Source organism: Enterococcus hermanniensis, from assembly GCF_001885945.1.
In the GTDB taxonomy this organism is placed as follows: Bacteria; Bacillota; Bacilli; order Lactobacillales; family Enterococcaceae; genus Enterococcus_A; species Enterococcus_A hermanniensis.
Genome location: NZ_JXKQ01000012.1, coordinates 1 through 25,251, shown reverse-complemented (window position 1 = coordinate 25,251; position 25,251 = coordinate 1). Strand labels below are relative to the sequence as shown.

At 37.3% G+C, this 25,251-nt stretch carries 30 protein-coding genes and 1 tRNA gene; 26 read left to right on the top strand and 5 right to left on the bottom strand.

Going from position 1 to position 25,251, the window contains the following annotated elements; translation table 11 throughout:
* Positions 1–97: 97 nt before the first annotated feature.
* The 5 genes from RV04_RS11205 to RV04_RS11185 are packed head-to-tail and all read left to right on the top strand — an operon-like array spanning position 98 to position 4,488.
* Complete coding sequence (locus tag RV04_RS11205) at positions 98–640, top strand: helix-turn-helix domain-containing protein (RefSeq protein ID WP_071858557.1); 543 nt, start codon at positions 98–100, stop codon at positions 638–640.
* A 22-nt stretch (positions 641–662) separates the two neighbouring features.
* Positions 663–1,751, top strand: coding sequence for an ABC transporter ATP-binding protein (locus tag RV04_RS11200; RefSeq protein ID WP_071858556.1), 1,089 nt, complete (start codon positions 663–665; stop codon positions 1,749–1,751).
* 18 nt (positions 1,752–1,769) lie between these two features.
* Positions 1,770–2,579 carry an ABC transporter permease gene (locus tag RV04_RS11195; RefSeq protein WP_071858555.1) on the top strand — a complete coding sequence of 270 codons (810 nt, stop codon included), beginning with the start codon at positions 1,770–1,772 and terminating at the stop codon, positions 2,577–2,579.
* Entirely contained in the window at positions 2,576–3,421 is an 846-nt protein-coding gene (locus RV04_RS11190) for an ABC transporter permease (RefSeq protein WP_071858554.1), read from the top strand. Before RV04_RS11195 ends, RV04_RS11190 begins: the two co-directional genes overlap by 4 nt.
* A complete protein-coding gene (locus RV04_RS11185; RefSeq protein ID WP_071858553.1) occupies positions 3,418–4,488 on the top strand; it encodes an ABC transporter substrate-binding protein in 1,071 nt (356 codons plus the stop codon). Before RV04_RS11190 ends, RV04_RS11185 begins: the two co-directional genes overlap by 4 nt.
* 237 nt (positions 4,489–4,725) lie before the next feature.
* On the opposite strand, the gene RV04_RS11180 is transcribed toward RV04_RS11185, so the two are convergent.
* Complete coding sequence (locus RV04_RS11180; protein ID WP_071858552.1) at positions 4,726–5,382, bottom strand: C39 family peptidase; 657 nt, start codon at positions 5,380–5,382, stop codon at positions 4,726–4,728.
* A gap of 65 nt (positions 5,383–5,447) precedes the next feature.
* Positions 5,448–7,367, bottom strand: a complete 1,920-nt coding sequence (locus RV04_RS11175; RefSeq protein ID WP_071858551.1) for an ABC-F family ATP-binding cassette domain-containing protein — start codon at positions 7,365–7,367, stop codon at positions 5,448–5,450.
* A gap of 202 nt (positions 7,368–7,569) precedes the next feature.
* Between RV04_RS11175 and RV04_RS11170 the strand changes: the two genes are divergently transcribed.
* Positions 7,570–8,214 (top strand): redox-sensing transcriptional repressor Rex, encoded by a 645-nt coding sequence (locus RV04_RS11170; RefSeq protein WP_071858550.1) that lies wholly within the window; start codon positions 7,570–7,572, stop codon positions 8,212–8,214.
* Between the two features lie 27 nt (positions 8,215–8,241).
* On the opposite strand, the gene RV04_RS11165 is transcribed toward RV04_RS11170, so the two are convergent.
* Entirely contained in the window at positions 8,242–8,580 is a 339-nt protein-coding gene (locus tag RV04_RS11165) for a thioredoxin family protein (RefSeq protein WP_071858549.1), read from the bottom strand.
* 133 nt (positions 8,581–8,713) lie between these two features.
* Here RV04_RS11165 and RV04_RS11160 point away from each other — a divergent pair.
* From RV04_RS11160 to RV04_RS11135, 6 genes are all read left to right on the top strand, one after another.
* Positions 8,714–8,784: transfer RNA gene (locus RV04_RS11160), tRNA-Gly, on the top strand.
* A 278-nt stretch (positions 8,785–9,062) separates the two neighbouring features.
* Complete coding sequence (locus RV04_RS11155; RefSeq protein WP_071858548.1) at positions 9,063–9,263, top strand: cold-shock protein; 201 nt, start codon at positions 9,063–9,065, stop codon at positions 9,261–9,263.
* Positions 9,264–9,537: 274 nt separating this feature from the next.
* Positions 9,538–9,753: a hypothetical protein gene (locus RV04_RS11150; protein ID WP_071858582.1), complete on the top strand. Its 216-nt coding sequence runs from the start codon at positions 9,538–9,540 to the stop codon at positions 9,751–9,753.
* Position 9,754: 1 nt separating this feature from the next.
* Positions 9,755–10,687, top strand: coding sequence for an SPFH domain-containing protein (locus RV04_RS11145; protein ID WP_379952934.1), 933 nt, complete (start codon positions 9,755–9,757; stop codon positions 10,685–10,687).
* 71 nt (positions 10,688–10,758) lie between these two features.
* The gene (locus RV04_RS11140) at positions 10,759–11,412 is read left to right on the top strand and encodes a DNA/RNA non-specific endonuclease (protein WP_084405628.1); all 654 of its coding nucleotides are present in this window, start codon (positions 10,759–10,761) and stop codon (positions 11,410–11,412) included.
* Positions 11,413–11,591: 179 nt separating this feature from the next.
* On the top strand, positions 11,592–12,233 hold the full coding sequence (locus RV04_RS11135; protein WP_071858545.1) for a lactate utilization protein: 642 nt from the start codon (positions 11,592–11,594) through the stop codon (positions 12,231–12,233).
* Between the two features lie 35 nt (positions 12,234–12,268).
* On the opposite strand, the gene clpP is transcribed toward RV04_RS11135, so the two are convergent.
* Entirely contained in the window at positions 12,269–12,895 is a 627-nt protein-coding gene (gene clpP, locus RV04_RS11130; RefSeq protein WP_281246553.1) for an ATP-dependent Clp endopeptidase proteolytic subunit ClpP, read from the bottom strand.
* Positions 12,896–13,259: 364 nt separating this feature from the next.
* Here clpP and RV04_RS11125 point away from each other — a divergent pair, with 364 nt between their 5' ends.
* The 7 genes from RV04_RS11125 to glnA all read left to right on the top strand — a co-directional run bounded on the left by RV04_RS11125 (position 13,260) and on the right by glnA (position 20,043).
* The gene (locus RV04_RS11125; protein ID WP_071858543.1) at positions 13,260–13,775 is read left to right on the top strand and encodes a hypothetical protein; all 516 of its coding nucleotides are present in this window, start codon (positions 13,260–13,262) and stop codon (positions 13,773–13,775) included.
* A 40-nt stretch (positions 13,776–13,815) separates the two neighbouring features.
* On the top strand, positions 13,816–14,550 hold the full coding sequence (locus tag RV04_RS11120) for a glycerophosphodiester phosphodiesterase (protein ID WP_071858542.1): 735 nt from the start codon (positions 13,816–13,818) through the stop codon (positions 14,548–14,550).
* Positions 14,547–15,470, top strand: coding sequence for a tRNA (adenosine(37)-N6)-dimethylallyltransferase MiaA (miaA, locus tag RV04_RS11115; protein WP_071858541.1), 924 nt, complete (start codon positions 14,547–14,549; stop codon positions 15,468–15,470). The genes RV04_RS11120 and miaA overlap by 4 nt, the downstream gene beginning before the upstream one ends.
* Positions 15,467–16,711: a GTPase HflX gene (gene hflX / locus RV04_RS11110; protein WP_084405626.1), complete on the top strand. Its 1,245-nt coding sequence runs from the start codon at positions 15,467–15,469 to the stop codon at positions 16,709–16,711. Before miaA ends, hflX begins: the two co-directional genes overlap by 4 nt.
* On the top strand, positions 16,695–17,948 hold the full coding sequence (locus RV04_RS11105; protein WP_071858539.1) for a methionine gamma-lyase family protein: 1,254 nt from the start codon (positions 16,695–16,697) through the stop codon (positions 17,946–17,948). Before hflX ends, RV04_RS11105 begins: the two co-directional genes overlap by 17 nt.
* Before the next feature lie 325 nt (positions 17,949–18,273).
* On the top strand, positions 18,274–18,654 hold the full coding sequence (locus RV04_RS11100; protein WP_071858538.1) for a MerR family transcriptional regulator: 381 nt from the start codon (positions 18,274–18,276) through the stop codon (positions 18,652–18,654).
* A 48-nt stretch (positions 18,655–18,702) separates the two neighbouring features.
* Positions 18,703–20,043 carry a type I glutamate--ammonia ligase gene (glnA, locus tag RV04_RS11095; protein ID WP_071858537.1) on the top strand — a complete coding sequence of 447 codons (1,341 nt, stop codon included), beginning with the start codon at positions 18,703–18,705 and terminating at the stop codon, positions 20,041–20,043.
* Between the two features lie 82 nt (positions 20,044–20,125).
* Here the strand turns inward: glnA and RV04_RS11090 are convergent, their stop codons facing one another.
* Positions 20,126–20,593, bottom strand: a complete 468-nt coding sequence (locus RV04_RS11090) for a TspO/MBR family protein (protein ID WP_071858536.1) — start codon at positions 20,591–20,593, stop codon at positions 20,126–20,128.
* Between the two features lie 211 nt (positions 20,594–20,804).
* Here RV04_RS11090 and RV04_RS11085 point away from each other — a divergent pair, with 211 nt between their 5' ends.
* The 7 genes from RV04_RS11085 (at position 20,805) to RV04_RS11055 (ending at position 25,200) form a co-directional block, all read left to right on the top strand.
* Entirely contained in the window at positions 20,805–21,071 is a 267-nt protein-coding gene (locus tag RV04_RS11085; RefSeq protein WP_071858535.1) for an IreB family regulatory phosphoprotein, read from the top strand.
* A complete protein-coding gene (ruvX, locus tag RV04_RS11080) occupies positions 21,071–21,499 on the top strand; it encodes a Holliday junction resolvase RuvX (RefSeq protein ID WP_071858581.1) in 429 nt (142 codons plus the stop codon). Before RV04_RS11085 ends, ruvX begins: the two co-directional genes overlap by 1 nt.
* Before the next feature lie 17 nt (positions 21,500–21,516).
* Positions 21,517–21,828, top strand: coding sequence for a DUF1292 domain-containing protein (locus RV04_RS11075; RefSeq protein ID WP_071858534.1), 312 nt, complete (start codon positions 21,517–21,519; stop codon positions 21,826–21,828).
* Between the two features lie 182 nt (positions 21,829–22,010).
* Entirely contained in the window at positions 22,011–23,114 is a 1,104-nt protein-coding gene (locus RV04_RS11070; protein WP_071858533.1) for an alpha-hydroxy-acid oxidizing protein, read from the top strand.
* Positions 23,115–23,308: 194 nt separating this feature from the next.
* On the top strand, positions 23,309–24,145 hold the full coding sequence (locus RV04_RS11065; RefSeq protein ID WP_071858532.1) for a transporter substrate-binding domain-containing protein: 837 nt from the start codon (positions 23,309–23,311) through the stop codon (positions 24,143–24,145).
* Positions 24,145–24,804 (top strand): amino acid ABC transporter permease, encoded by a 660-nt coding sequence (locus RV04_RS11060; RefSeq protein WP_071858531.1) that lies wholly within the window; start codon positions 24,145–24,147, stop codon positions 24,802–24,804. Before RV04_RS11065 ends, RV04_RS11060 begins: the two co-directional genes overlap by 1 nt.
* A 189-nt stretch (positions 24,805–24,993) precedes the next feature.
* The gene (locus tag RV04_RS11055) at positions 24,994–25,200 is read left to right on the top strand and encodes a hypothetical protein (protein WP_071858530.1); all 207 of its coding nucleotides are present in this window, start codon (positions 24,994–24,996) and stop codon (positions 25,198–25,200) included.
* Positions 25,201–25,251: the final 51 nt, after the last annotated feature.

Sequence of the window (25,251 nt, the reverse complement as noted above, 5' to 3'; positions counted from 1 at the left end):
TGAATGGTGCTATTAAACAAGAAGTTTACTATTAGCAAACTTACTGGAACCGATTAAATGAAACGCTCAACAGATAAAAGGATTGCGGGGTGAAAAGATGGAAATAGGTGACAAGTTACGAAATTTAAGAATTCAAAAAAATTTAACCCAAGAAGAGCTAGGCGAACGAACGGATCTTTCAAAAGGGTATATTTCACAACTAGAAAGAGACCTCAGTTCACCTTCAATGGAAACGTTTTTTGATATCTTAGAAGTTCTGGGCGTTACTCCGGAAGAATTTTTTAAACAAAAAAAGAGCGACCAGAAATTAGTTTATAAAGAAGAAGACACAACTTTTTACACAGATGAAGAACACGGTTATCATATTAAGTGGCTCATTCCTGAATCGAATGAAAAAGAAATGGAACCGATTTTGCTGACATTAGAAAAAAAGGGACAATACAAACAATTCACTCCCTCATTATCGGAAACCTTCATTTATGTCCTAGAAGGTAAGATCGCTTTACAATTTGGAGAACAACTTTATGAAGCAGAAAAAGGCGAGAGTATCTACTATGAAGCTAGTAAACCCCATCGCTTACAGAATCAAGCGAAAGGAATCAGTAAAGTACTGATCGTTGCAACTGAATCTTATTTATAAAACCATTTATTAGGAGGAAACCATGGCAAAAACAATTATTTCATTTAAAGATGTTGTTAAACAATACGACGATGACGATCCTGTGTTGAAAAAAATAAATTTTGATATTGAAGAAGGCCGCTTCTATACCTTATTAGGACCTTCAGGTTGTGGGAAAACAACCATTTTGCGCATTATCGCGGGATTTACAGATGCCAGTGAAGGCGATATTTATTTAGAAGGAAAGCGAATGAATGACGTTCCAGCGAACAAACGACAAGTAAATACCGTATTTCAAGATTACGCATTGTTTCCCCATATGAACGTGTTTGAGAACGTCGCTTTTGGATTGAAAATCAAAAAACTATCAAAAAAAGAAATTGAAAAGAAAGTATTAGAAGCTTTGAAATTGGTGCAATTACCTGGGTATGAAAATAGAGAAATCACTGAGATGTCAGGTGGTCAACGTCAACGGGTAGCAATTGCTCGAGCAATCGTGAACGAACCAAAGATTTTATTACTAGATGAACCTCTTTCAGCCTTAGATTTAAAGCTGCGAACAGATATGCAGTATGAATTACGTGCACTGCAAAAACGTTTAGGGATCACTTTTATTTTTGTAACACATGATCAAGAAGAAGCTTTGGCGATGAGTGATGAAATTTTTGTGATGAATAAAGGCAAGATCGTCCAAAGTGGCTCGCCAGTTGATATTTATGATGAACCAATCAATCATTTTGTGGCGGATTTTGTTGGTGAAAGCAATATCGTTTCAGGTGAAATGGTGGCCGATAATTTGGTCCGTTTTGTCGGGAAAGATTTTGAATGTGTGGATGGTGGGATGCGCCCGAATGAGCCTGTAGAGATCGTCTTGCGTCCAGAGGATTTAAGTTTAACGACGCCTGAAAAAGGCAAATTAGTTGTAACCGTTGATAGTCAATTATTTCGTGGTGTTCATTACGAAATGAATGGCATTGATGCAGATGGCAATGAGTGGATGGTCCATTCGACGAAAAAAGCAACGATCGGCAGTAAAGTCGGATTGTATTTCGAACCGGAAGATATCCATGTTATGCGCTTCAACGAAAGTGAAGAAGACTTTGAAGCACGTTTAGAAAGTTACGAGGACTGATAGAAAGGGGAAATACAAATGAAAAACATGCGTCGTCTGTATTCGATCCCGTATTATTTCTGGTTATTGTTCTTTGTGATCGCGCCAGTGATTTTGATCGTCTATCAATCCTTCTTTGATATGAACGGGCAGTTTACTTTAAGCAATTATCATACGTACCTAACATCAAAAACTTACTTAATGATGACTGTCAACTCGGTATTATTTGCCTCTTTGATCACCTTGATGACACTGTTGATCAGTTATCCAACTGCGTATTTTTTATCAAAATTAAAGCATCGGCAATTATTATTATTGTTGGTAGTCTTACCTACATGGATTAATTTATTACTGAAAGCATATGCTTTTATCGGAATCTTTAGTGCGAATGGTTCGGTCAATGATTTTCTCAGCTTTATTGGCATCGGGCAGAAGCAATTGCTGTTTACGGATTTCAGTTTTATGTTTGTTGCGGCTTACATCGAATTGCCTTTCATGATCATGCCGATTTTCAATGCCTTGGAAGAAATCAATCCCTCATTGATCAGTGCCAGTCGTGATTTAGGTGCAAATAATTTTGATACGTTCCGTCGGGTGATTTTTCCACTATCAATGAATGGTGTGAAAAGCGGAGTGCAAGCTGTCTTTATCCCATCGTTATCACTGTTTATGTTGACACGTTTGATCGGGGGGAATCGTGTGATTACTTTAGGGACTGCAATTGAAGAGCACTTCTTAGTGACACAAAACTGGGGTATGGGTTCTACGATCGGTGTGATTTTGATCGTGGCGATGTTTATCGTGATGATGTTGACAGGTGAACGACGTAAAGGGGGACGAGTGAAATGAAAAAAAGAACCTTCTCATGGGCCAATGTTTATCTAGTTTTTATCTTTGTCTTATTATACGTTCCAATTTTTTATTTGATTTTCTATTCTTTTAATGCTGGTGGAAACATGAGTACCTTTACCGGGTTTACTTGGGAACATTATCAAAATCTATTTTCAGATAGTCGTTTGATTAGTATCGTTGTTCAAACATTTATTCTGGCATTTCTATCGGCGTTGCTTGCAACTATGATCGGAACCTTTGGTGCGATGGCCATTTATTACACTAAAAAGAGAGGCTCAAGAAATGCATTATTAGGATTAAATAATATCTTGATGGTTTCACCAGATGTTATTATTGGTGCCAGTTTTTTGATTTTATTTACTTTACTTGGTGGCTATTTGAAAAGTTTCCAATTAGGTTTTGTCAGTGTGTTACTTTCCCATATTGCGTTTAGTATCCCGATCGTCGTATTGATGGTTTTACCTAAGTTAAAAGAAATGAATGACTCAATGATCGATGCGGCACGGGATCTAGGCGCAAATAATTTCCAAGTTTTAGCCAATATTATTTTACCGTTTCTAACACCGGGGATCATTGCTGGCTACTTTATGGCCTTCACGTATTCGTTGGATGACTTTGCAGTCACCTTCTTCGTGACCGGTAACGGCTTTACGACATTATCTGTAGAAATCTATTCACGCGCACGCCAAGGAATTAGCTTGGAAATCAATGCCTTATCAACTTTGGTCTTTATCTTCTCCTTGCTATTAGTAGGTGGGTATTACTTTATAAGTCGCGATACGTCGAAAAAAGCTCGCAAACGCAAACGTGAATTTGAGGAGGTGGCAGTACTGAAATGAGAAAACTTCGCTCACTTTTTATCGGGGTCATCGCGATCATTATTTTGCTGACCTTAGCGGTGCTCCATCTGAATCGCACCTCTAATGCGAGTTCGAATGTTTTGAATATTTACAATTGGGGCGATTATATTGATCCGGAATTGATCAAACAATTTGAAAAAGAATATGGGTACAAAGTCAATTATGAAACGTTTGATTCGAACGAAGCGATGGAAGCCAAAATCAAGCAAGGTGGAACGGCGTATGATATCGCTATTCCCAGTGAATATATGATCCAAAAAATGAAAAAAGAAAATTTGTTGTTGCCATTAGATCATTCAAAAATCAAAGGGTTAGAAAATATCGATTCGCGTTTTTTAGATTTGGATTTTGACCGCAACAATCAATATTCGATTCCATATTTTTGGGGGACGTTAGGAATTGTTTATAATGATAAATTTATTTCTAGTGATAAGATCAAACATTGGAATGATTTGTGGCGACCAGAATTAAAAAATAATATCATGTTGATCGATGGGGCACGTGAAGTGATGGGCCTGTCCTTGACTACTTTAGGCTATTCACTTAATAGTAAAAATGTAGATCAATTGAACCAAGCAGTCAATAAATTAAGCAGTTTGACACCAAATGTCAAAGCTATCGTTGCCGATGAAATCAAGATGTATATGGCGAATGAAGAAAGTGCTGTCGCTGTGACTTTCTCTGGTGAAGCTGCCGATATGATGGCTGAAAACAGCCATTTGCATTATGTCATCCCGCCTGAAGGCTCTAATCTTTGGTTTGATAATATTGTAATGCCCAAAACAGCTAAAAATCAAAAAGGGGCATATGATTTTATCAATTTTATGCTAAAACCAGAATCGGCGAAACAAAATGCGGAATACATTGGCTATTCGACCCCGAATAAAAAAGCGTTAGCTATGTTGCCTAAAAGCCTTTCTGAAGATAAACAGTTTTATCCAGACGATGAAACGATCAGCCACCTAGAAGTCTATCAAGACTTAGGCTCAAAATATTTAGGGATCTATAATGATCTGTATTTAGAATTTAAAATGTATCGGAAATAGATTATGAAAAACAAAGAGCGAGCAACTTTCATTAGTTGTCCGCTTTTTTTATTTCAGCCACTTTAGTGAATAAATAATGATGCTTTCACAATTTGAGCATACTTTTTTCTAACTTTAGTTGTAAAAGGTCATAGCTTTTTCATTTATTGATAGTAAGATGAATGCAACCCTAAAAATAATCTTTTTTCCCTGTAAAACAGGAACCCCATAAAAATAAAGCTGACGCTTGCGTCAGCTTTATTTTGTGTAGACCCAGGCATTGGCGATTTGAGGGACTAGTTGATCAAGAGAATAAAGTGTTGCGTAATGTTTTTTCTCAGCCGTATCGTTGGGATCATAAACGACGATTTGATTACTATGGACATCTTTTTTTATTACCATAATGTGACCAACTTCAGTAAATTCTCCTGGACGCACGGAAATCACTAATGGTTGATTTTGGGATAAATGTTGTTGGATGTTTGTTTGATTGGTGCCTAAATCTTCGACAGTTAAGCTATAATTTTGAGCAAAAGCTGAGAAAATTGACCAGGCAGTCCCTTGACCTGATTGGTAATAACGATTGCCGCTCCATTGGAGAATTTCCGTAGGTAAGACAGCACGATCGTCATAATAAGAAAGGATCATTGCCAGCGATGTAATCGCACAACCATTCGTTGCTAAATCATTTTTATCTGAGCCGCTCCCGTAAGCTGTATCTGCCCAACGAGAATCAGTTTGTAGTAATAAAGAGAAATCTTGTCCTTGCTCTTTTAAATAGTGATTGGCTTGAGTTGAGAAATCATCTTGACTACTTGCATGAAAATCAAAGGAACGCAATGCCAAGAGGCCCAAACTACCCAAAACTAAAAAGAATCCAAGTAAGATTGGAAACGTACGTGTTCGTTTGCGCATAAAAACACCTCCACATCTTAATTAAAACGAAAAAAGAGGGAGGTGTCATCGGGCAAAAGTTGTAGTTATTCAAATTCTTCTAATTCAAGGCTTAGTTCTTCCCAACTGGTCAGTTGTTCTTCTTGTTCAGCCTTTTTAGTCTCTAAGTCATTGGTTAAAGCCATTAATTCGACGTGGTCATTTAGCACTTTAGGTTGGCTCATCTGATTTTCTAAAGAGGCGATACTTTCATCTAAAGCAGTTAAATTTTCTTCGATTGTTTCGATTTTGCGACGTAAACTGCGGATCAATTTTTGTTGTTCTTTGTCTTGATAAAATTTCTTTTTAGGTGCTTCGATAGGCGTTTCTTCTTTAGCTTGAAGTTCAGCGATTTCTTCTTCTTCTTTTTTCTTTTCTAAATAATAATCATAATCACCTAAATATAATTTACTGCCTTCAGGAGATAGTTCAATCACTTTATTAGCGATACGATTGATAAAGTATCGGTCATGTGAGACGAATAGCAATGTTCCTTGATAATCAATCAAGGCATTTTCTAGCACTTCTTTATTATCGATATCCAAATGGTTGGTCGGTTCATCAAGAATTAAAAAGTTCTCTTTGTTCATAGACAGTTTGGCTAATGCGACCCGTGCCTTTTCACCACCACTCAATAGAGGAATGGTTTTTTCGACGTCGTTACCGCTGAATAAAAAGCCACCAAGAACATTACGGATATCTTTTTCTGGGGTAGTAGGATGTTCATCCCACAGTTCCGCTAAAATGGTTTTGTTTCCATGTAGATCTGCTTGGCCTTGGTCATAATAACCAATAGAGACATTCGTTCCAAAGTGGGCATCACCTTTGATAAACGGCAGTTTGCCAATCAACGATTTCAACAAGGTGGATTTACCAATCCCGTTTGGCCCAACTAAAGCAATCGCATCTTCCCGACGAACATCCATATTGATGGGATCGGATAATGCTTCTTCATAACCAATTGCCGCATCTTCGACTTGTAAGACGACATTTCCAGAAAGCTTATCGATATCGAACATAAAGTTAGCTGATTTTTCTTTGCCATCGGGTCGATCTAAGCGATCCATTTTTTCCAATGTTTTTCGACGACTTTGTGCCCGTTTAGTTGTCGAAGCACGGACGAGATTACGCGCAACAAAATCTTCTAGTTTGTCGATTTCCGCTTGTTGTTTCTCATACGCTTTCCAATCACTAGCAAGCTGAGCGGCTTTTAAATCAAGATACCGTGAATAGTTGCCGGTATAATGACGAATCTTATGTCGGGAAAGCTCGTAGATTTCATTGACAACACGATCTAAAAAGTATCGGTCATGTGAGACAATTAAAAGTGCACCTGAATAACCTTGCAGATAATCCTCTAGCCAAGCTAAAGTTTCAATATCTAAATGATTGGTTGGTTCATCTAAAATCAAGATATCGGGTCGTACAAGTAACATTCTAGCAAGGGCTAAACGCGTTCGTTGTCCTCCGGATAATGTGCTGATTTCTTTGGCATAAAAACTTTCATCAAATTTAAAGCCGTGTAAGACACTACGAATCTCATTTTCATAACCATAACCATTTTGTTCGTTGAAATCATGTTGCAGTTGATCGTACTCTTTTAATAAAGAAGCATAGCGTTTATCACTTTCCGGTGTTTCGCCGATGGCTACTTCCACTTCACGCATTCGACGTTCCATTTTACGAACCGTATCGAATGCCTTGAGCATTTCATTCCAAATAGTTTCGTTGGAATCTAAACCGGTATCTTGAGCTAAATAGCCCAATGTCGCTTGTTTATTTTTAACGACTTGTCCACCGTCTGGGGCTTCAATATTAGCGATTATTTTTAGTAAAGTTGATTTTCCAGCACCATTTCGTCCAACTAAGCCAATCCGGGCTTTGCTGGCGATTTCTAAGTGGATATTTTCAAATAAAATATCTGCACCAAAGTGGCGGGCAACTTGATTTGCTTGTAATAAAATCATTGAATATCTTCCTTAAATTTATTTTTTCGAATGGCTTCAGTCTATCATATTTTTAGCCTTGAAGCGATTAGAAGGAGATAAATTAGGAAATCGTGATTTTTTCACAAATTTTCGAGCAATAGCGTTGCATTTTTAGTATTATTCTTGCTATTATAGTTCAGTAGTCAACATTTACGAAAATTTTTAATAAAGGAGAGTTATTGTGAAAGAACAATCAATACCAAAAGCGACTGTTAAACGATTGCCGTTATACTATCGGTATTTACGTATATTAAATAATGCTGGAAAAACAAAAGTATCATCTACAGAACTAAGTGAGGCGATCCAAGTCGACAGCGCAACGATTCGCCGTGATTTTTCTTATTTTGGTGAGTTAGGGAAACGTGGATATGGTTATGATGTAGAAGACTTGATACATTTCTTTGGAAAGATTTTGAACGATGACCAATTAACGAACGTCGCACTAGTCGGTGTCGGTAATTTAGGAAGTGCATTGCTGAAATTTAAATTCCATCAAAGTAATAGTATCCGGGTCAGCTGTGCCTTTGATGTCAAAGAAGATATCGTAGGTCGAATCGTCGATGGTATCCCGGTCTATCCGTTAGACAATATGGTCGAACAAATCAAATTACAACAAATTGAAATTGCGATTTTGACTTTACCTGCGCCACAAGCACAAACAGTTGTTGATCAATTAGTAGATGCAGGAATCAAAGGGATTTTGAACTTTACGGCGGCACGATTGACTGCACCGAGTGATGTCATTATCCAAAGTGTTGACTTAACCAATGAATTACAAACATTGATTTATTTCTTACACCACAACCCAGATAAAGAAGCCAAATAAAAAAGTTGAGCAGTTGCTCAACTTTTTTTATTTGAATAATGCTTCATAGTCAGTTGGAAGATTATTTTTAGGTAATTCAATCAATAGTTTTTCCAAATTATTAAAATCAATAAAACGCGCTTGACGAGCGACTTCTTTTCCTTCGTGATAAATCAAGACAGCCGGTACAGTCAATACTTCAAAGAAACCAGCCAATTCAGGATCTTCGATAATACTTAAATGATAGAAGGGGATATGGTAGTCAGCAGCTAGTTGACGTACTTTGGGTTCATCGACGTGACAGATACTGCATGTCGGTGAAGAAATAAAAACAATCGTATTTATTTGATTGGTTAGATCACTTTGGACATTTGCTAAACGATCCATAGAACAATTCCTCCTACTTATAATAGTTCATTATTTATTGAACAATAATCAGTAAAGGTCAAATTGTCAACTGAATTGCTTCTATAAAATAGTTGCTGAATAAAATAAAAAGCGTTATACTTCAAAATGTATTGCGGGTGTAGTTTAGTGGTAAAACAGAAGCTTCCCAAGCTTCCGTCGCGAGTTCGATTCTCGTCACCCGCTTAAAAGGTACCAAATAGCTATGTTAATATAGTTATTTAGTATTTTTTTGTGGTTCAAAATGCTGTATTAATCCCTTTAAATGCTTCTTTAGAAAAATATAACTATATTAATTCAGCAAATAGGTAGCATTATGGAACTGACCATGCTATACTAATTAAGTAATCGATTTTGAAATGTGATTTGAGCTATATATTTAACAGTATTAAACTCCTTTTACTCTCAACAATTAATTGCAAAAATAAAGAACGTACTTTGATGCGTATCAGGAGGAAATATTTATGAATAACGGTACTGTAAAATGGTTTAACTCAGATAAAGGCTTTGGTTTCATCACTGGCGAAGACGGCAACGACGTATTTGCACACTTCTCAGCAATCCAAGGCGACGGATTCAAAACTTTAGAAGAAGGTCAAGCAGTGACTTTCGACGTTGAAGATGGCCAACGTGGTCCTCAAGCAACTAACATCGTTAAAGCTTAATTAAAACAACCATGTTACCGTCTCTTTATAGAGACGGTTTTTTTGTGTCTAATTATCATAAGTGGCCATCTTATTATTGCTAATCGTGTAATACAAGAGTTTATCTTTAGATTGTAGGCATGCCATCATGCTGATGAAACCGACGTTTGTGACTGAGCGTTGGTTTTTTTGTATAAAAAGATAAAGAGGATAAAAATATAATAGCTAAAATTCTGATATACTATCACAAAGGGCGAGAACCCCTTTGAAAGGAGTGGATTCAGTGGATTATCAGATGCAGAAAACAATGGGAAAATGTTTTCGCAGTAAAAGCGCCATTGAACTGGGGATTATTCGCATTTTTGGTAGTTGGTATGATTACAAAGTATTGAATGGTCCGCCGGAAGAGGGGGACATGTTGGAAGTCATCGACTTTACTAGTCGAGAATTGTTAGTGGTTGTCAATAATAGCCTAAAAGAAAGTGATGTGAATTATATTGTTAATTTTTAATATCGTTATCTTTATCTTATTAGTGATTGTTGTTTTGTTTGTGCTTAGTCAGTTGATCGTGATCGTTCAACAAGGGGAAGTCAAGGTAGTTGAAAGTTTTGGTAAATACGTGAAAACATTAGAACCAGGTCTACACTTTTTGATTCCAATTCTTTACGTGGTTCGTCGACGTGTTTCGTTAAAACAAACCCCTATTCAAATTGAACCTCAAAATGTTATTACAAGAGACAATGTCATCGTCGAAATTGATGAAGCAATCAAATATCATGTGACTGATGCTCGTGCGTTTGTTTATGATAATGAAGATTCGGTTACTTCGATGATTCAAGATTGCCAATCTAATTTGCGTGGCATCATTGGTAAAATGGAATTGAATGAAGTGTTAAATGGCACTGAAGAAATCAATGTTAATCTTTATGAAAGTGTCAAAGACATTACCGCGGGCTACGGATTATCGATCGACCGTATCAATATCGGTGAAATTTCGGTTTCAAATGAGATCGTTAATTCTATGAATAAATTGATCACTGCCAGTCGTGATAAAGAATCCTTGATCACGATTTCTGAAGGGAAGAAACAATCGGTTATTTTAGAATCAGAAGCAAAATCATCTGAAATGCAAATTGATGCTGAAGCACGAGCGCGCCAAACAAAAATTGATGCGGATGCACGTGCGGAACGTACGCGGATCGATGCTGCTGCTGAGGCAGATCGCATCGAAAAAATCACACAAGCAGAGACTGCACGAATTAAAGAAATCAACAAAGCGATCGCCGAAAGTCATCTAACGGACGAAATGATTGCTTATCTGGGTATTGAAGCATTCAAACATGTGGTTGAAAATAATGGCAATACGGTTATCATGCCAAGCAATTTGACAGAGCTAGGAAATGTCCCGGCCATTAAAGAGATTTGGCAACAAACCAATAAGTAGAAATTAGGAGTGGAACGACCATCGCAACAAAGAAAAAAAACTCTACGCTAATCTCGATCGTTGCTGTGATTATCGCAGCAGTCTATGGCGTCTATACACAAGTGAAACCAACGGAATCAGTAAATGAAACAAAACAAGTCACTGTGAGTAATGTTTCAGATATCCCTGATTACGATGGGAAAAATCAGACGATTGAATTAAACAAGAATCAGCCAGATTTTTCAAAAACAGATCGTTCATTAGCAAAAGGTTCATGGACAGAATTTTCAGATTTGGATTCATTGAACCGAGTCGGTCAAGCCAATGCTATGTTAGGTAAAGATTTGATGCCAAATAAAGAACGAGAAAGATTGTATGTGAAACCAACAGGGTGGCATCAGAAATTTTATCAAGATGAGCCGTTGTACAATCGGGCGCATTTGATTGCATTTCAATTTTCCGGAGAAAACAATAACCTAAAGAATTTGATGACCGGAACTGCGTCGCTAAATGACCCGGGAATGAATCAACATGAGATTGAAATCGGGAATTATATTCGTAAAACGAACCATCACGTACGTTATCGAGTGACGCCTTACTTCAAAGGTGATGAACTAGTCGCGCGAGGAGTACAGATGGAAGCACAAAGTATCGAGGATGATCAGGTTTCATTTAATATTTTTGTTTATAACATCCAAGATGGAATCACGATCGATTACAAAACTGGTTATTCGCAAAAAGGCTAAAACTTTTCTAAATCAGCAATTAAAAAATGGAACTACTTCATTTTTTTTATTGCTGATTTAGAAATTTTTTTTATTTTCCGGCCTAAAAAAATTGGTAAATAAAAAATCAGCTATTTTGGGTTGTTATTTTTTTATAAATACTTGAGAATGGAAATAGGAGAGCAAAGGAGCGTAGTATGATGAAGAATTATGTAAAAGATCGGTATGAACTAGCGGCACAAACGCTGAGTAAAAAGTTAGAACGAAGAAATTTTGAAGTGATCATTTGCCAAGATTTGGAAGCGGCAAAGAAAAGTGCCTTGAGGATGATTGCATCGGATAAAACAGTCGGATTTGGCGGTTCGATCACGGTTGAAAAATCTGGACTCATCGAAGCACTGTATCAGCGCGGTCAACAAATGATCGATCGTGAAAAGACAGAAACACCAGAGGAACGACATCGTGTAATGAAGCAAGCGCTGACTGCTGATTATTTTTTAACAAGTATCAATGGTATTTCAGAAGATGGGCAGTTGGTCAATGTAGATAGTGTGGGCAATCGAGTAGCTGCTTTGACCTATGGTCCGGATAAAGTTTTAGCTTTTGTCAGCATGCGTAAAGTATATGGGGACGTGGAGACGACATTAGAAATGGTTCGCAAAAATACAGCGCCTTTAAATGCGCATCGATTAGGACTTGAAAAAACACCGTGTATCAAAAAAGGCAATTGTGGAGATTGTCTTCAGCCAGAATGCATTTGTAATACGATCGTAATTACACGTCGTTCAATGGTAAAAAATCGCCTTGCTATTTTTTTGCTTTTAGAAGATGTTGGATTATAAATAAAAAAACCGAGGATTATCCTCGGTTTTTCTTGTTAGCTTAAAGAACTGCTATTTTCCATTACTTCATCAATCAGACCATAAGCTTTTGCTTCTTCAGCAGACATGAAGTTATCACGATCGGTATCACGTTCGATGACATCGATTGGTTGACCAGTACGTTCAGCTAAAATATTGTTTAAGCGTTCGCGTGTTTTTAAAATGTGGCGAGCGGCGATTTCGATTTCAGTCGCTTGACCTTGAGCACCACCAAGTGGTTGGTGGATCATGATTTCAGCATTTGGTAAGGCAAAGCGTTTGCCTTTAGCGCCAGCTGTTAATAGGAAGCTTCCCATTGAAGCGGCCATACCAAGTACGATTGTTTGCACATCTGCTTTAACGAAATTCATTGTATCAAAAATCGCTAAGCCAGCAGATACGCTACCACCAGGAGAGTTGATATAAAGATAAATATCTTTTTCTGAATCTTGTGCGTCCAAGAAAAGTAATTGGGCGATGATTGTATTTGCCATATCATCGTTTACTTCACCGCTTAACATAATGATACGGTCTTTTAATAAACGAGAGTAAATGTCGTAAGCACGTTCGCCACGAGATGATTGTTCGATAACTGTAGGAACTAAATTCATAGTTGAATCCTCCTTAAAATATTGTTCATAAATTATTTTAGCACAATCAAGGATAGAATGCTAAAACCTAAGACAAAGTATACAACTTTGGTCAGTGTTGGTCAAATGGATTGTTCGGCGGAATTAGATAAGCTAAACTATCCTATAAATAAGAAAATATGGTACTATTGATAACGATGAGAAGTGTTTATTCTAGCTATTTTGAAGGATTTTCAAATAACTTAGTCCGACTATAAATGAGATAAAATCATTTTCATTAATCAATTAAGAAGTACAAGGATAATAAAATTATATTAATTTAGCGAATAAACAATCAACTGTTTACTCAAAAAATGAGTATGATTGAATCAATATCAGGCTAAATTTTAAAAGTTAAACTATATTGGGGGAAAGTTGTGTGGAAGTTGCAATTATTGGATTGATAGGTGTGTTGTTGGGTGCGTTAATTACGGGACTCGCTGGGTTCTTGGTATATAGACAAATTGAATTACGCCAACGACGAGAAAGAGAATTGATGCATCAAGTCAAAGAGATTGAAACCATTAACCTATTGAACAAAAAAATCAACGAGATTCTTTCAAAACGTAATGTTTTGATGCAAGACTATGTGTCTTTTAATGCCTTTGATGACTGTTACATCACCATTGATGACTTTATTTACTTAAATTCTTTTGCAGCGCAAAACAGTTTTTATTTGCCAACGTATTTAATTGAAGAATTTTTCAAAAATATTTCTCATCGAAAAGTGATTTTATCACCAGAAGAAACGGTGAAAATTGGCGGCTATACATATAAAGGTGGTCGGATCGTTATGGAAACCTTCTCGGAACAGCTAATAGAGATTTTAAACGAGAAGAAACAAACGCTTTCGCGTGCGACTAAACAGCCGTTAAGTTATTTTAGCATCCAATAGGAATGCTAAAACGAAGAAAAATGGATGGGAGTGATAGATGATGACAGTAATTATTGCTCATCGTGGTAGTGCGGGCACGCATCCCGAAAATACACTGCCAGCATTTATGGAAGCTGTACGAACAGGAGCGGATGGTATTGAATTAGATGTCCATTTGACTGCTGACCAACAAATGATTGTGATACATGATGAAAGTGTTGATCGAACAACAGACGGTAAAGGTCTTGTGCGTGAATTAACGCTAGAACAAATCAAAAAATTAGACGCAGGTAGTTGGTTTGATAAAAAATATCAAGCAACAAAAATTTCAACCTTGAATGAGGTATTGAATTTGTTATTACAAATGCGTTTCCGAGGATTTCTATGTATCGAAATCAAAACCAATAAATTCCATTATCCAGGAATCGAAGAAAAACTTTCAGAAATCATGACTAGCCGAGAGTGGCCTTTTACTTATGGTTATTGTAGTTTTAATGCAGATTCATTAAAAATCATGCATGAGTATGAACCGGATGCTCAATATGATTTGATTCAAAAAAATGACCCTGATAAGTATCGATGGGTATTAGAAACTGATTATCTTGAAGGATTACATCCTAGTTATGATTGGGTCAAGAAAAATCCTGAAATCGTTGAGTCTTATTCTAAGTCACTTCGTCCGTGGACACCCAATCTATACGAAACGATGATGACTTGTTTTGAAAATAATCTAGCAGGGATCATCACCGATTTTCCTGAAAAAGCCATTCGTGCAAGAAGTAGGAATAAGCAATGAAAGTAATAGCAATCGTAGGACCAACTGCTGTAGGAAAAACAAGTCTCAGTATTGAATTAGCAAAAAAATTTAATGGCGAAATCATTAGCGGTGATTCAATGCAAGTCTATCGTGGACTTGATATCGGTACAGCGAAAGTAACACAAGTGGAAATGGAAGGTGTTCCACACTATCTGATTGATGTACGAGATATCGACCAACAGTATTCGGCTGCTGATTTTCAGCAAGCCGCACGAAAAGCGATTGAAGACATAACACAACGTGGAAAAGTACCAATCGTAGTTGGTGGAACAGGGCTATATATCCAATCGCTGTTGTGGGACTATAAATTAGGAAATGAAGGCGGCCCGGAAGATGGGGCCTTACGCGAGAAATACAATCTTTATGCTGAAGAAAAGGGCAATCAAGCATTATGGCAACAATTACAATCAGTCGATCCGTTAGCAGCAGAAAAAATTCATTACAATAATCGAAAAAAAATGATTCGAGCGTTAGAAGTATTTGAATTGACTGGTCATTCGATTTTAGCGCCAAAAGAACAACCCAAAGAACTGTATGATAGTTTTTTGATTGGATTGAATACGGACCGAACACTTTTGTATCAGCGAATCAATCAGCGAGTAGACATGATGGTCGAACAAGGATTAATCTCAGAGGCTAAGATATTAGCTGAGATTCCTGAGGCTCAGGCTGCCCAAGGAATTGGCTATAAAGAATTATTTCCTTATTTATCAGGGGAAATTTCTTTGACAGCAGCGATGGAAGAAATTAAGTTACGCTCACGACGCTATGCAAAACGCCAATTGACTTGGTTTAGAAACCGGATGACTGTTCAATGGTATGATTTAGTACAACATCCAGATGAAATGCAAGAGATCGAAACAACCATTGAAAAATGGTTACAGGAGGGATCGAATTGACAGAAAAAGTCATTTTAGTAGGGGTCGAAACCGACGAAAACAAAAATAACTATTTAGAATCAATGCATGAGTTAGCTGGACTTACGAAAACTGCTCATGGAGAAATCGTTCAGTCGTTGACTCAAAAAAGACCGCGCGTCGATCGTCAAACGATCATTGGAAAAGGAAAAGTAGAAGAACTGGCGCAATTAGTGGATGCACATGAAGCCGAGCTAGTTATTTTTAACCACGCATTAACGCCTCGTCAGAGTCAAACGATTGAAACAAAAGTTGGTGTACCAGTCATTGATCGTATCCAATTAATTTTAGATATCTTTGCGCAACGAGCACGTTCTAAAGAAGGAAAATTACAGGTCGAATTGGCTCAATTGGACTATTTATTGCCGCGTTTAGTCGGTCAAGGACAAAGCCTCTCTCGCTTAGGTGGGGGTATCGGGACTCGCGGACCAGGTGAAACAAAACTGGAAACGGATCGCCGACATATTCGTCAAAAAATTTCAGTAATAAAAAAAGAGTTAAAAGAAGTCGAGGCACACCGGGAAAGAAGTCGTCAAAAGCGTCAGCAAGCAAGTATCTTTCAAATGGGATTGATTGGGTATACGAATGCGGGGAAATCAACCATTTTAAATTTATTGACCAAGGCAGATACGTATTCGAAAGATCAATTATTTGCGACGCTGGATCCACTAACAAAGCGTTGGCATCTCCCACAAGGAATGGAAACAACAATCACGGATACAGTTGGATTTATTCAAGATCTGCCGACGCAATTAGTAAATGCCTTTCAATCAACACTAGAAGAAAGTAAAGGCATGGACCTGTTGCTACACGTTGTTGATGCGAGTGCAGAAGATCGTCAGCAACAAGAAAAAACGGTGTTGGCTTTATTAAAAGATTTAGAGATGGATGATATCCCGGTCTTAACAATTTACAACAAAGCTGATCGGATTGATGAGTTTTCTTTTACTCCAACTCTATTTCCCAATGTGCTGATTTCAGCCAAATCGACAAAAGGCAAAGAGGCACTTGCAGAAGCAATCAAATTAGAGATCATGGATCTATTAGAGCCTTATCTATTAACATTGAATGCGGATGAAGGACAGGCTTTAAATGAAATGAAGCGAGAAACGTTGGTTTTAAGTGAGACCTTTGATGAAGAAAAAGAAGCGTATATTGTACGAGGTTTTGCTAAGAAGCAATCGCTTTGGATTAGGAGAATGGAAGATGAATTGGACAACTAAATTGGCACCCGAATTAGTTGGAAAAATTGATAAAGTTGATCACAAAATTGCGGATCGATTACAAGAGATTCGAGAAGTTGCTTTGTCGAATCAAGCGAAAGTTTTGTCGGCTTTTCGAGAAAACCATGTTTCAGAAAGCCATTTTTTACCCTCGACAGGGTATGGAAATGACGATCAAGGAAGAGATGTGTTAGAGGCAGTTTATGCCCAAACATTAGGGGCCGAAGCGGCTCTTGTGAGGCCACAAATCGTTTCTGGAACGCATGCGATTGCTACATCATTATTTGGTATATTACGTCCAGGAGATGATTTGCTTTATATTACTGGTACGCCATATGATACGTTATTAGAAGTGATCGGTGTTCAAGGAAATGGCATAGGTTCATTCAAAGAATACAATATTGGCTACGACAAAGTTGAGCTACTTGAAAATGGCGATGTTGATTTTTCGGGTATCAAGAATAAATTGACTGAAAAGACCAAAGTTGTTGCGATCCAACGTTCACGGGGATATGCTGCGCGTCCATCATTTACGATTGAAAAAATCAAAGAAATGTGTGATTTCGTCAAAAGCATTGCTCCGAATGTAGTGATCTTTGTTGATAATTGTTATGGTGAATTTGCTGAATTACTTGAACCAGTTCAAGTGGGCGCTGATTTGATGGCTGGTTCATTAATCAAAAATCCTGGTGGGGGTATTGCAAAAACGGGCGGCTATATTGCAGGGAAAAGTGAATTAATCGAACGTTGTGCCTACCGTTTAACAACGCCAGGAGTTGGAGCTGAAGGGGGCGCAATGTTAGGGAGTGTCTTTGACATGTTACAAGGATTTTTCTTAGCACCCCATGTAGTAAGCCAAGCGATTCAAGGCGCTGTTTTTTCCGCAGCTCTGTTGGAAGAATATAATTTAGAATCAACACCTAAATGGAATCAACCACGAACTGATTTGATCCAATTGATCGATTTTCGTGATCGTGAAAAAATGATTCAATTTTGTCAGGCAATTCAAAAATATTCTCCAATCGACGCCTACGTAGCTCCGATACCGTCATACATGGCTGGTTATGAAGATGATATTATCATGGCTGCTGGAACATTTGTTCAAGGCGCAAGTATCGAATTGAGTGCAGATGGTCCATTAAGAGAACCATATTCTTTATATTTACAAGGCGGGTTAACTTTTGAACATGTAAAAGTAGCCGTAGCAAACGCCGTGAATGAAGTATATTATCATTAATAAAAGACCAAAGTCATCGTGACTTTGGTCTTTTATTTTTTTGTCAAAAAAATTTTTTAAAGTAAAAACGAACTTTTTTGAATTTGATGTAAGAAAATATAACATTAGCTCTTGACGATTGGTCTATCGGGTGGTATTCTTTTTTCAACATAAAAATAAATGTTGTGAAAGACAGTGTTTCTCTTTATAAAAAATCAAATGAATATTGATTTCTGAGACTGATGATTAGCTAATGACTGTTAATCAAAGGTATCGAGCAAGAGCATCAGATGTAGTTTTTTTATATCAAATTAACTACATCATCAACAGTGAGGAGGAAAATGTTATGCGGGAAAAAGAATTGCGTCGTTCACTTGCTGTTTTTCCAATTGGTACAGTTATGAAGTTGACTGATTTGACTGCACGGCAGATTCGGTACTATGAGGAGCAAGAATTGATCCATCCCGAACGAAGCGAGGGAAACCGTAGGATGTATTCTCTAAATGATATTGATGTTTTGCTGGAAATTAAGGACTATCTATCTGATGGGCTTAATATGGCAGGAATCAAACATGTCTATCAGATGCGTCAAGAAGAAGTAAAAGCTGCCAAAGAAAAACCCCCATTGACCGACAAAGATGTTCGTCGTATTTTTTATGATGAAATGTTGACACAAGGTGGGTTACAACAACAACATCCATATCAGTCACAAGGTCCAAAGCTGTAAGTGATTGTGGAATATAAAAAATGAAGTGCGAGGAAGGATTAGATAGTTATGCCGAAAAGAGATCTAAGCAAAGAAGATATTAAACGAATAGTCGAAGAAGAGAACGTCCGCTTTTTACGTTTGATGTTTACCGATATTATGGGAACAATCAAAAATGTTGAAGTACCAGTTAGTCAAATGCAAAAAGTATTAGACAACAAAATGATGTTTGACGGTTCTTCAATTGAAGGTTTTGTACGTATTGAAGAAAGCGATATGTACTTATATCCAGATTTAACAACTTGGATGGTTTTCCCTTGGGAAAGTGAACATGGAAAAGTTGGTCGTTTAATTTGTGATATTTATGGACCAGATGGAAAACCTTTTGCTGGCGATCCTCGCGGAAACTTAAAACGTGTCTTAAAAGGAATGGAAGAATTTGGTTTCAAATCATTCAACTTAGGACCAGAGCCAGAGTTCTTCTTATTCAAAATGGACGAAAATGGCAGTCCAACATTAGACTTGAACGACAAAGGCGGATATTTCGATTTTGCACCAACTGATTTAGGTGAAAATTGTCGTCGTGATATCGTTCTAGAATTAGAAAGTCTAGGCTTTGAAGTGGAAGCTTCTCACCATGAAGTAGCACCTGGACAACATGAAATCGACTTTAAATATGCAGATGCTATCGAAGCTTGTGATAATATCCAAACATTCAAATTAGTCGTTAAAACAATTGCTCGCAAACACGGTTTGCATGCGACATTTATGCCTAAACCACTTTATGGAATCAATGGTTCAGGGATGCACTGCAATATGTCTTTATTCAATGATGAAGGCAATGTATTCTACGATGAAGATGGCCCAATGAAATTAAGTAAAACTGCATATCAATTCTTAGCAGGTTTATTGAAACACGCACGCGCATACACGGCAGTATGTAATCCAATCGTTAACTCTTACAAACGTCTAGTTCCTGGTTTTGAAGCACCTGTTTATGTTGCTTGGAGTGGACGTAATCGTTCACCATTGATTCGTGTCCCTGAATCTCGTGGATTATCTACGCGTTTAGAATTACGCTCTGTTGACCCAGCTGCAAATCCATATTTAGTAATGGCTGTATTGATTGAAGCTGGTCTAGATGGTATCCGTAATGACTTAACACCTCCAGCAGCAGTTGACCGCAATATCTATGTGATGACAGAAGAAGAACGTAAAGAAGCAGAAATCTATGATTTACCTTCAACGATCCACAATGCGATCAAAGCATTACGTGAAGATCAAATCATGGTTGATGCTTTAGGCACACATATCTATACAAACTTCAACGAAGCAAAACGTATGGAATGGGCAGCCTTCCGTCAAACAGTTTCTGAGTGGGAACGAGATCAATATTTAGAATTATACTAATCTAATCGCAAAAACTCTTGAGGAAATCCTCAAGAGTTTTTTTATTAAAAAAGCCCTCAGAAAAATTCTGATGGCTTAAAGTTTAATTTAGAATGGCTAATCCAAAAGATAGGTACGTTGCAAAAGCAACCCATACAAGGTAAGGAATGAAACAAACCGCAGCCACTTTTGAGATCATGCGAAACTCACGGATACTGAACAAAATGGAAATAAGTAAAAAGAGACTGATGAATGAAGCAATCCAAAAGTGAGAAGCACCAAAGAAAATAATACTCCAAATAAAATTTAAAACTAGTTGAATCGCAAAAAGAAAATAAGCGAATGTTTTACTGCGTCTTTCCTTGCTATCGATCACTAAAAATAAGGCTAGCCCAATCAAAGCATACAGAATGATCCAAACAGTTCCAACCAAACTTCCTGGTGGCGAAAACAATGGTTTGTTTAGTTGTGCGTAGACTGCGGGAATATCACCGGCAAAAAAGCCAGAAATCGATCCAACTAACTCAACTCCGATTACACAGGCAAGCAGTGTAAAAAATCTTTTTAACATAATGCTGTCCTCCTTTTAGTTAAAGTATATCGAGCTTTTTGACTAAAAGAAAAAAAGATGCTTAATAAAAATACGAATTTAAGTGAAATCATGTTATAATAATTCGGAAGATTTTGTTAAGTCAACGATTTAAGAGCTTGCCAGATTTGTAAGTTTTGTTTTCTTTTAGTAAAATATAATTGTTGATACTTTCAAAGAGAGGTGTGAGAAAATGGGATACACAGATGAAACAGTCCGTTTTGATTTTGATGATAACCATAAAAGAGAGATCAGTGAGACATTGACGATCGTTTACAATGCATTAGCTGAAAAAGGCTACAACCCGATCAACCAAATCGTCGGCTATTTATTATCAGGCGATCCTGCCTATATTCCTCGTTATCAAGATGCCAGAAACTTGATCCGTCGTCACGAACGGGATGAAGTAATGGAAGTTTTAGTGAAATACTATCTTAAAGATCATGGTATTAACGTTTGATACGAGTGATGGGATTAGATGTGGGTTCAAAAACAGTAGGTATCGCAGTCAGTGATCCTTTTGGCTGGACCGCACAAGGAGTAGAAATCATTCGAATCGATGAGGCTAATGAAGAGTTTGGCTTTGATCGCTTAGGTGAATTGGTCAAAGAATACAAAGTTACTAAATTTGTAGTAGGCCTTCCTAAAAATATGAATAATACGATTGGCCCGCGTGCAGAAGCCTCAATGGCCTATGCGGAACAAATCAAAGAACTTTTTGGTTTGCCTGTTGAATTCCAAGACGAGCGTTTGACTACCGTTCAGGCAGAACGAATGTTAGTCGAACAGGCAGATGTTTCACGGTCAAAACGTAAAAAAGTAATAGACAAGCTTGCCGCAGTCATGATTTTGCAAAATTACCTTGACCGTACAAGCAGCAAATTTTAGAAAAGAGGAATGACAATATGGCACACGAACACACACATGATCATGACCATGATCACGAACATGAATTAATTACTTTAGTAGATGATGAAGGAAATGAAACCCTTTATGAAATTCTTTTGACGATCGATGGTCAAGAAGAATTCAACCGTAATTATGTTTTACTTTATCCAGCAGGAGCACCTGAAGATGAAGATGTAGAATTACAAGCTTATGCTTACGTTGAAAATGAAGACGGCAGTGAAGGCGAATTACAACAAATCGAAACAGATGCTGAATGGGATATGATTGAAGAAGTATTCAATACATTCATGACTGAAGAAGAAGAGTAATAATTTTGGAAGAAGCAGATAGAAAAGTAGCGATACTTTTTTATCTGCTTTTTTAGTCAAAATAATTAATTATTTAGATTGTTATTGCACAAATAGTATCCATAAACAAATCGTTTGTCTCAAAAGAACTGGTAGCGTAACATAATGTTGTAAACGTTATCAATTTGAAGGTAGGGATTTTAATGGAAAAAATATATCAAGCAAGTACAGCTGAAGGTATGATCGATTTTATCAATACGTATGATTTAGAAGAAGCAGCAAAAGAAGTCATACCTAGAGGTGGGTACGGATATATTAGTAGTGGGGCAGGAGATATTTTTACCTACAAAGAAAATGAAAGGGCTTTTAATCACAAGCTGATTATTCCACATGTATTACGAGAGGTTGAACTACCGGATACAACAACGGAGTTTTTTGGTGATTCTTTATCGGCACCGATCATTATGGCACCAGTTGCGGCTCATGGTTTAGCTAATATCGCAGCAGAGCGAGCATCAGCAAAAGGCGTGTCTCGCTTTGGAACAATTTATACAGCAAGTTCCTATGCTTCATGTACTCTAGAAGAAATTCGTGAAGCTGGCGGAGCGGAAGCACCTCAATGGTTTCAATTTTATATGAGTAAAGACAACGGGATCAATCGAGATATTTTAGCTTTGGCCAAACGAAACGGAGCGAAAGCCATCGTTTTGACAGCAGACGCAACTGTCGGTGGCAATCGTGAAACAGATCGACGCAATGGCTTCACGTTTCCATTAGCGATGCCGATTGTTCAAGCATATCAATCGGGTATTGGACAAACAATGGATGCTGTTTACGGTTCCTCAAAACAAAAATTAAGTCCCAAAGATGTTGAATTTATAGCTAAATATTCTGAACTTCCTGTATATGTTAAAGGCGTTCAATCAGAAGAAGACGTGGAACGTTCTCTTGGCTCTGGTGCTTCAGGAATTTGGGTCTCAAATCATGGTGGTCGTCAGTTGGATGGTGGACCGGCTGCCTTTGATTCTTTGCAATATGTAGCGCAAGCAGTTGCCGGGCGTGCACCGATTGTTTTCGATAGTGGTGTACGACGGGGACAACACGTATTCAAAGCTTTGGCTTCTGGTGCAGATTTAGTTGCGATTGGTCGCCCAGTTATTTATGGCTTGGCTTTAGGTGGAGCAACGGGGGTACAACAAGTCTTTGAGTTCTTCAAAAAAGAATTAGAAATGGTCATGCAATTAGCAGGAACTCAGACAATAGAAGATATTAAAAAAATCACTTTAAAAAATAATCAATATCTATAGCAAGAACGAAAAAACATGTCGAAAAATATTCGACGTGTTTTTTTATTTATAGTTTGTTCTATTACACTTGTTTAGGATTATCCTCTGTATTATTGACTGTTTTTCATAAGCAACTTTCTATCAGTAACCGTTTTTAATATGCTATAAAGAGCTAGTAACAAAGAAATTTTAGTCAATGAAAAGAGGAAGAACGATTGAAAAAATGGTGGGTATGCTTGGCATTGGTAACAGTGGGTCTGGTATTAACTGCTTGTGGGAACGCACAATCAACGAGTGATCACAGTTGGAACAAAGTAGAAGATAAAAAGGAATTGACAGTAGCAACGTCGGGAACATTGTTTCCATCTTCTTACTATAATGATAATAATAAATTAGTGGGTTATGATGTCGATGTAGCAAAAGCAGTTGCCAAAAAATTGGATTTAAACATCAAATTTAAAGAATACAATGTCGATGGTCAAGTGACCGCGGTAAATCGTGGAGAAGCCGATTTTGCAGCGAATGATTTTGGCATGTCAAAAGAACGGAGTAAGAAGTTTTCATTATCCTCACCGATCAAATATTCTTTTGATAGTATGATTGTTAGAAAAAGCGATGATTCTGGCATACGGTCATTAGAGGATTTAAAAGGTAAAAAAGCCGCGGGTGAACCGAATACGAGTTATATGAAGATTGCCGAAAAATATGGTGCTAAAGCAGTCACTTATGATAACGCAACCAATGATCAGTACCTAACAGACGTAGCAAATGGCCGGACAGATGTGATTTTGAATGATTACTATTTACAAAAAATGTCCATTGGTGCATTGCCAGATATTCCAGTCAAAATTTTGGAGGATGTTTATTTTAATGCGAATTCTACCGGTTTTTTATTCGATAAAAAGAATCAGGCATTAAAAGAAAAAATAGATGGTGCATTAGCTGAACTTAAAAAAGAGGGAACATTAAAAGAAATTTCAGAAAAATATTTTGGTACGAACGTCTCTGTCAAGCCGAAACAAGAAATCAGTGAGAAAGTTTCAGCAGACTAATGTATATACCAACGCTTGATTTTTCATTGATGATCGATTCTATTCCGTTTTTATTGAGTGGTTTAGGATATACGATCGGAATCAGTTTGCTAGCGTTCCTTTTGGGGAATTTCTTAGGAATAGTGATGACTATTTTAAATTATCTCCCAATACCGCCAGTTCAGTGGTTCGTCCGTTTTTACCTATCCTTTCTACGAGGCACACCAGCGCTGGTATTATTGTTTTTACTCTATTTTGGTCTACCTTATCAGTTGAATGCCGTTGTAGCAGCAGTCATTTGTTTTAGTTTGACTAGTAGTGCGTTTATTGGGGAAATTTACCGAGGATCAATCGCGGGTGTCAGTGTTGGTCAATGGGATGCTGCCTACGCATTAGGCAATCATTTTTTTCCAACGATGCGTTATATTATTTTACCGCAGGCCTTACGGATTTCAGTTCCTGCGTTAAGTAATGTAGCGATGGATTTAGTAAAAGGGACGTCGCTGGCGGCGATGATCACGGTGCCTGATATTTTTCAAAAGGCTAAAATTATTGGCGGCCGAACGTTTGACTATCTATCAATGTATATTTTAGTAGCATTGATTTATTGGCTGCTCTGTATTGGAATCGGGCATTTTCAAAGACGTTTAGAACACTATTTCCAGCAGAAGTATCGTTAATAAAAGGAAGGATTTATCTTAAAGCGATGAATCCTTTTTTCATATAACAAAAAAACATAAAAGTGATTCCTGATTGAATAACTAATAACTGTTCTTTTTACTTGATTTATTAACGCTTTAGAGTAGAATATAGAATTAATTCAACTTTCTACTGATTAAAAAAATAAGTTTAGATAGGATGTGTTTGCTATGGGATATATGCCACCTGCGAAATTTTCGTTAAATGATAATGTGCAATTTAAAGTTGCGAATGATATCTTAACGGGTGTGATCGAACTTGCTAATTTTGCTCATGCTTCCAATAATGGATATCATTCATATAATATTTTTGTGGAAGAACGCGAGTGTTCCTATACACACGTCCCAGAGCAAGACGTTTTAAAAAAGTTTAGTTAAAAGAAGATGGATAAGCAGATACAGGAACGGAAGTGCAACTACTTTTTGATA

What these genes read in the sequence shown, in the direction of transcription:
- RV04_RS11155 (WP_071858548.1), top strand. Translation starts at nt 9,063, where the DNA reads ATGAATAACGGTACTGTAAAATGGTTTAACTCAGATAAAGGCTTTGGT.
- RV04_RS11180 (WP_071858552.1), bottom strand. Translation starts at nt 5,382, where the DNA reads ATGCGCAAACGAACACGTACGTTTCCAATCTTACTTGGATTCTTTTTA.
- RV04_RS11090 (WP_071858536.1), bottom strand. Translation starts at nt 20,593, where the DNA reads ATGTTAAAAAGATTTTTTACACTGCTTGCCTGTGTAATCGGAGTTGAG.
- RV04_RS11135 (WP_071858545.1), top strand. Translation starts at nt 11,592, where the DNA reads ATGAAGAATTATGTAAAAGATCGGTATGAACTAGCGGCACAAACGCTG.
- RV04_RS11195 (WP_071858555.1), top strand. Translation starts at nt 1,770, where the DNA reads ATGAAAAACATGCGTCGTCTGTATTCGATCCCGTATTATTTCTGGTTA.
- RV04_RS11105 (WP_071858539.1), top strand. Translation starts at nt 16,695, where the DNA reads ATGAATTGGACAACTAAATTGGCACCCGAATTAGTTGGAAAAATTGAT.
- RV04_RS11205 (WP_071858557.1), top strand. Translation starts at nt 98, where the DNA reads ATGGAAATAGGTGACAAGTTACGAAATTTAAGAATTCAAAAAAATTTA.
- RV04_RS11075 (WP_071858534.1), top strand. Translation starts at nt 21,517, where the DNA reads ATGGCACACGAACACACACATGATCATGACCATGATCACGAACATGAA.
- RV04_RS11185 (WP_071858553.1), top strand. Translation starts at nt 3,418, where the DNA reads ATGAGAAAACTTCGCTCACTTTTTATCGGGGTCATCGCGATCATTATT.
- RV04_RS11055 (WP_071858530.1), top strand. Translation starts at nt 24,994, where the DNA reads ATGGGATATATGCCACCTGCGAAATTTTCGTTAAATGATAATGTGCAA.
- RV04_RS11100 (WP_071858538.1), top strand. Translation starts at nt 18,274, where the DNA reads ATGCGGGAAAAAGAATTGCGTCGTTCACTTGCTGTTTTTCCAATTGGT.
- RV04_RS11190 (WP_071858554.1), top strand. Translation starts at nt 2,576, where the DNA reads ATGAAAAAAAGAACCTTCTCATGGGCCAATGTTTATCTAGTTTTTATC.
- RV04_RS11120 (WP_071858542.1), top strand. Translation starts at nt 13,816, where the DNA reads ATGACAGTAATTATTGCTCATCGTGGTAGTGCGGGCACGCATCCCGAA.
- RV04_RS11070 (WP_071858533.1), top strand. Translation starts at nt 22,011, where the DNA reads ATGGAAAAAATATATCAAGCAAGTACAGCTGAAGGTATGATCGATTTT.
- RV04_RS11060 (WP_071858531.1), top strand. Translation starts at nt 24,145, where the DNA reads ATGTATATACCAACGCTTGATTTTTCATTGATGATCGATTCTATTCCG.
- RV04_RS11150 (WP_071858582.1), top strand. Translation starts at nt 9,538, where the DNA reads ATGCAGAAAACAATGGGAAAATGTTTTCGCAGTAAAAGCGCCATTGAA.
- RV04_RS11085 (WP_071858535.1), top strand. Translation starts at nt 20,805, where the DNA reads ATGGGATACACAGATGAAACAGTCCGTTTTGATTTTGATGATAACCAT.
- RV04_RS11175 (WP_071858551.1), bottom strand. Translation starts at nt 7,367, where the DNA reads ATGATTTTATTACAAGCAAATCAAGTTGCCCGCCACTTTGGTGCAGAT.
- glnA (WP_071858537.1), top strand. Translation starts at nt 18,703, where the DNA reads ATGCCGAAAAGAGATCTAAGCAAAGAAGATATTAAACGAATAGTCGAA.
- miaA (WP_071858541.1), top strand. Translation starts at nt 14,547, where the DNA reads ATGAAAGTAATAGCAATCGTAGGACCAACTGCTGTAGGAAAAACAAGT.
- RV04_RS11200 (WP_071858556.1), top strand. Translation starts at nt 663, where the DNA reads ATGGCAAAAACAATTATTTCATTTAAAGATGTTGTTAAACAATACGAC.
- RV04_RS11165 (WP_071858549.1), bottom strand. Translation starts at nt 8,580, where the DNA reads ATGGATCGTTTAGCAAATGTCCAAAGTGATCTAACCAATCAAATAAAT.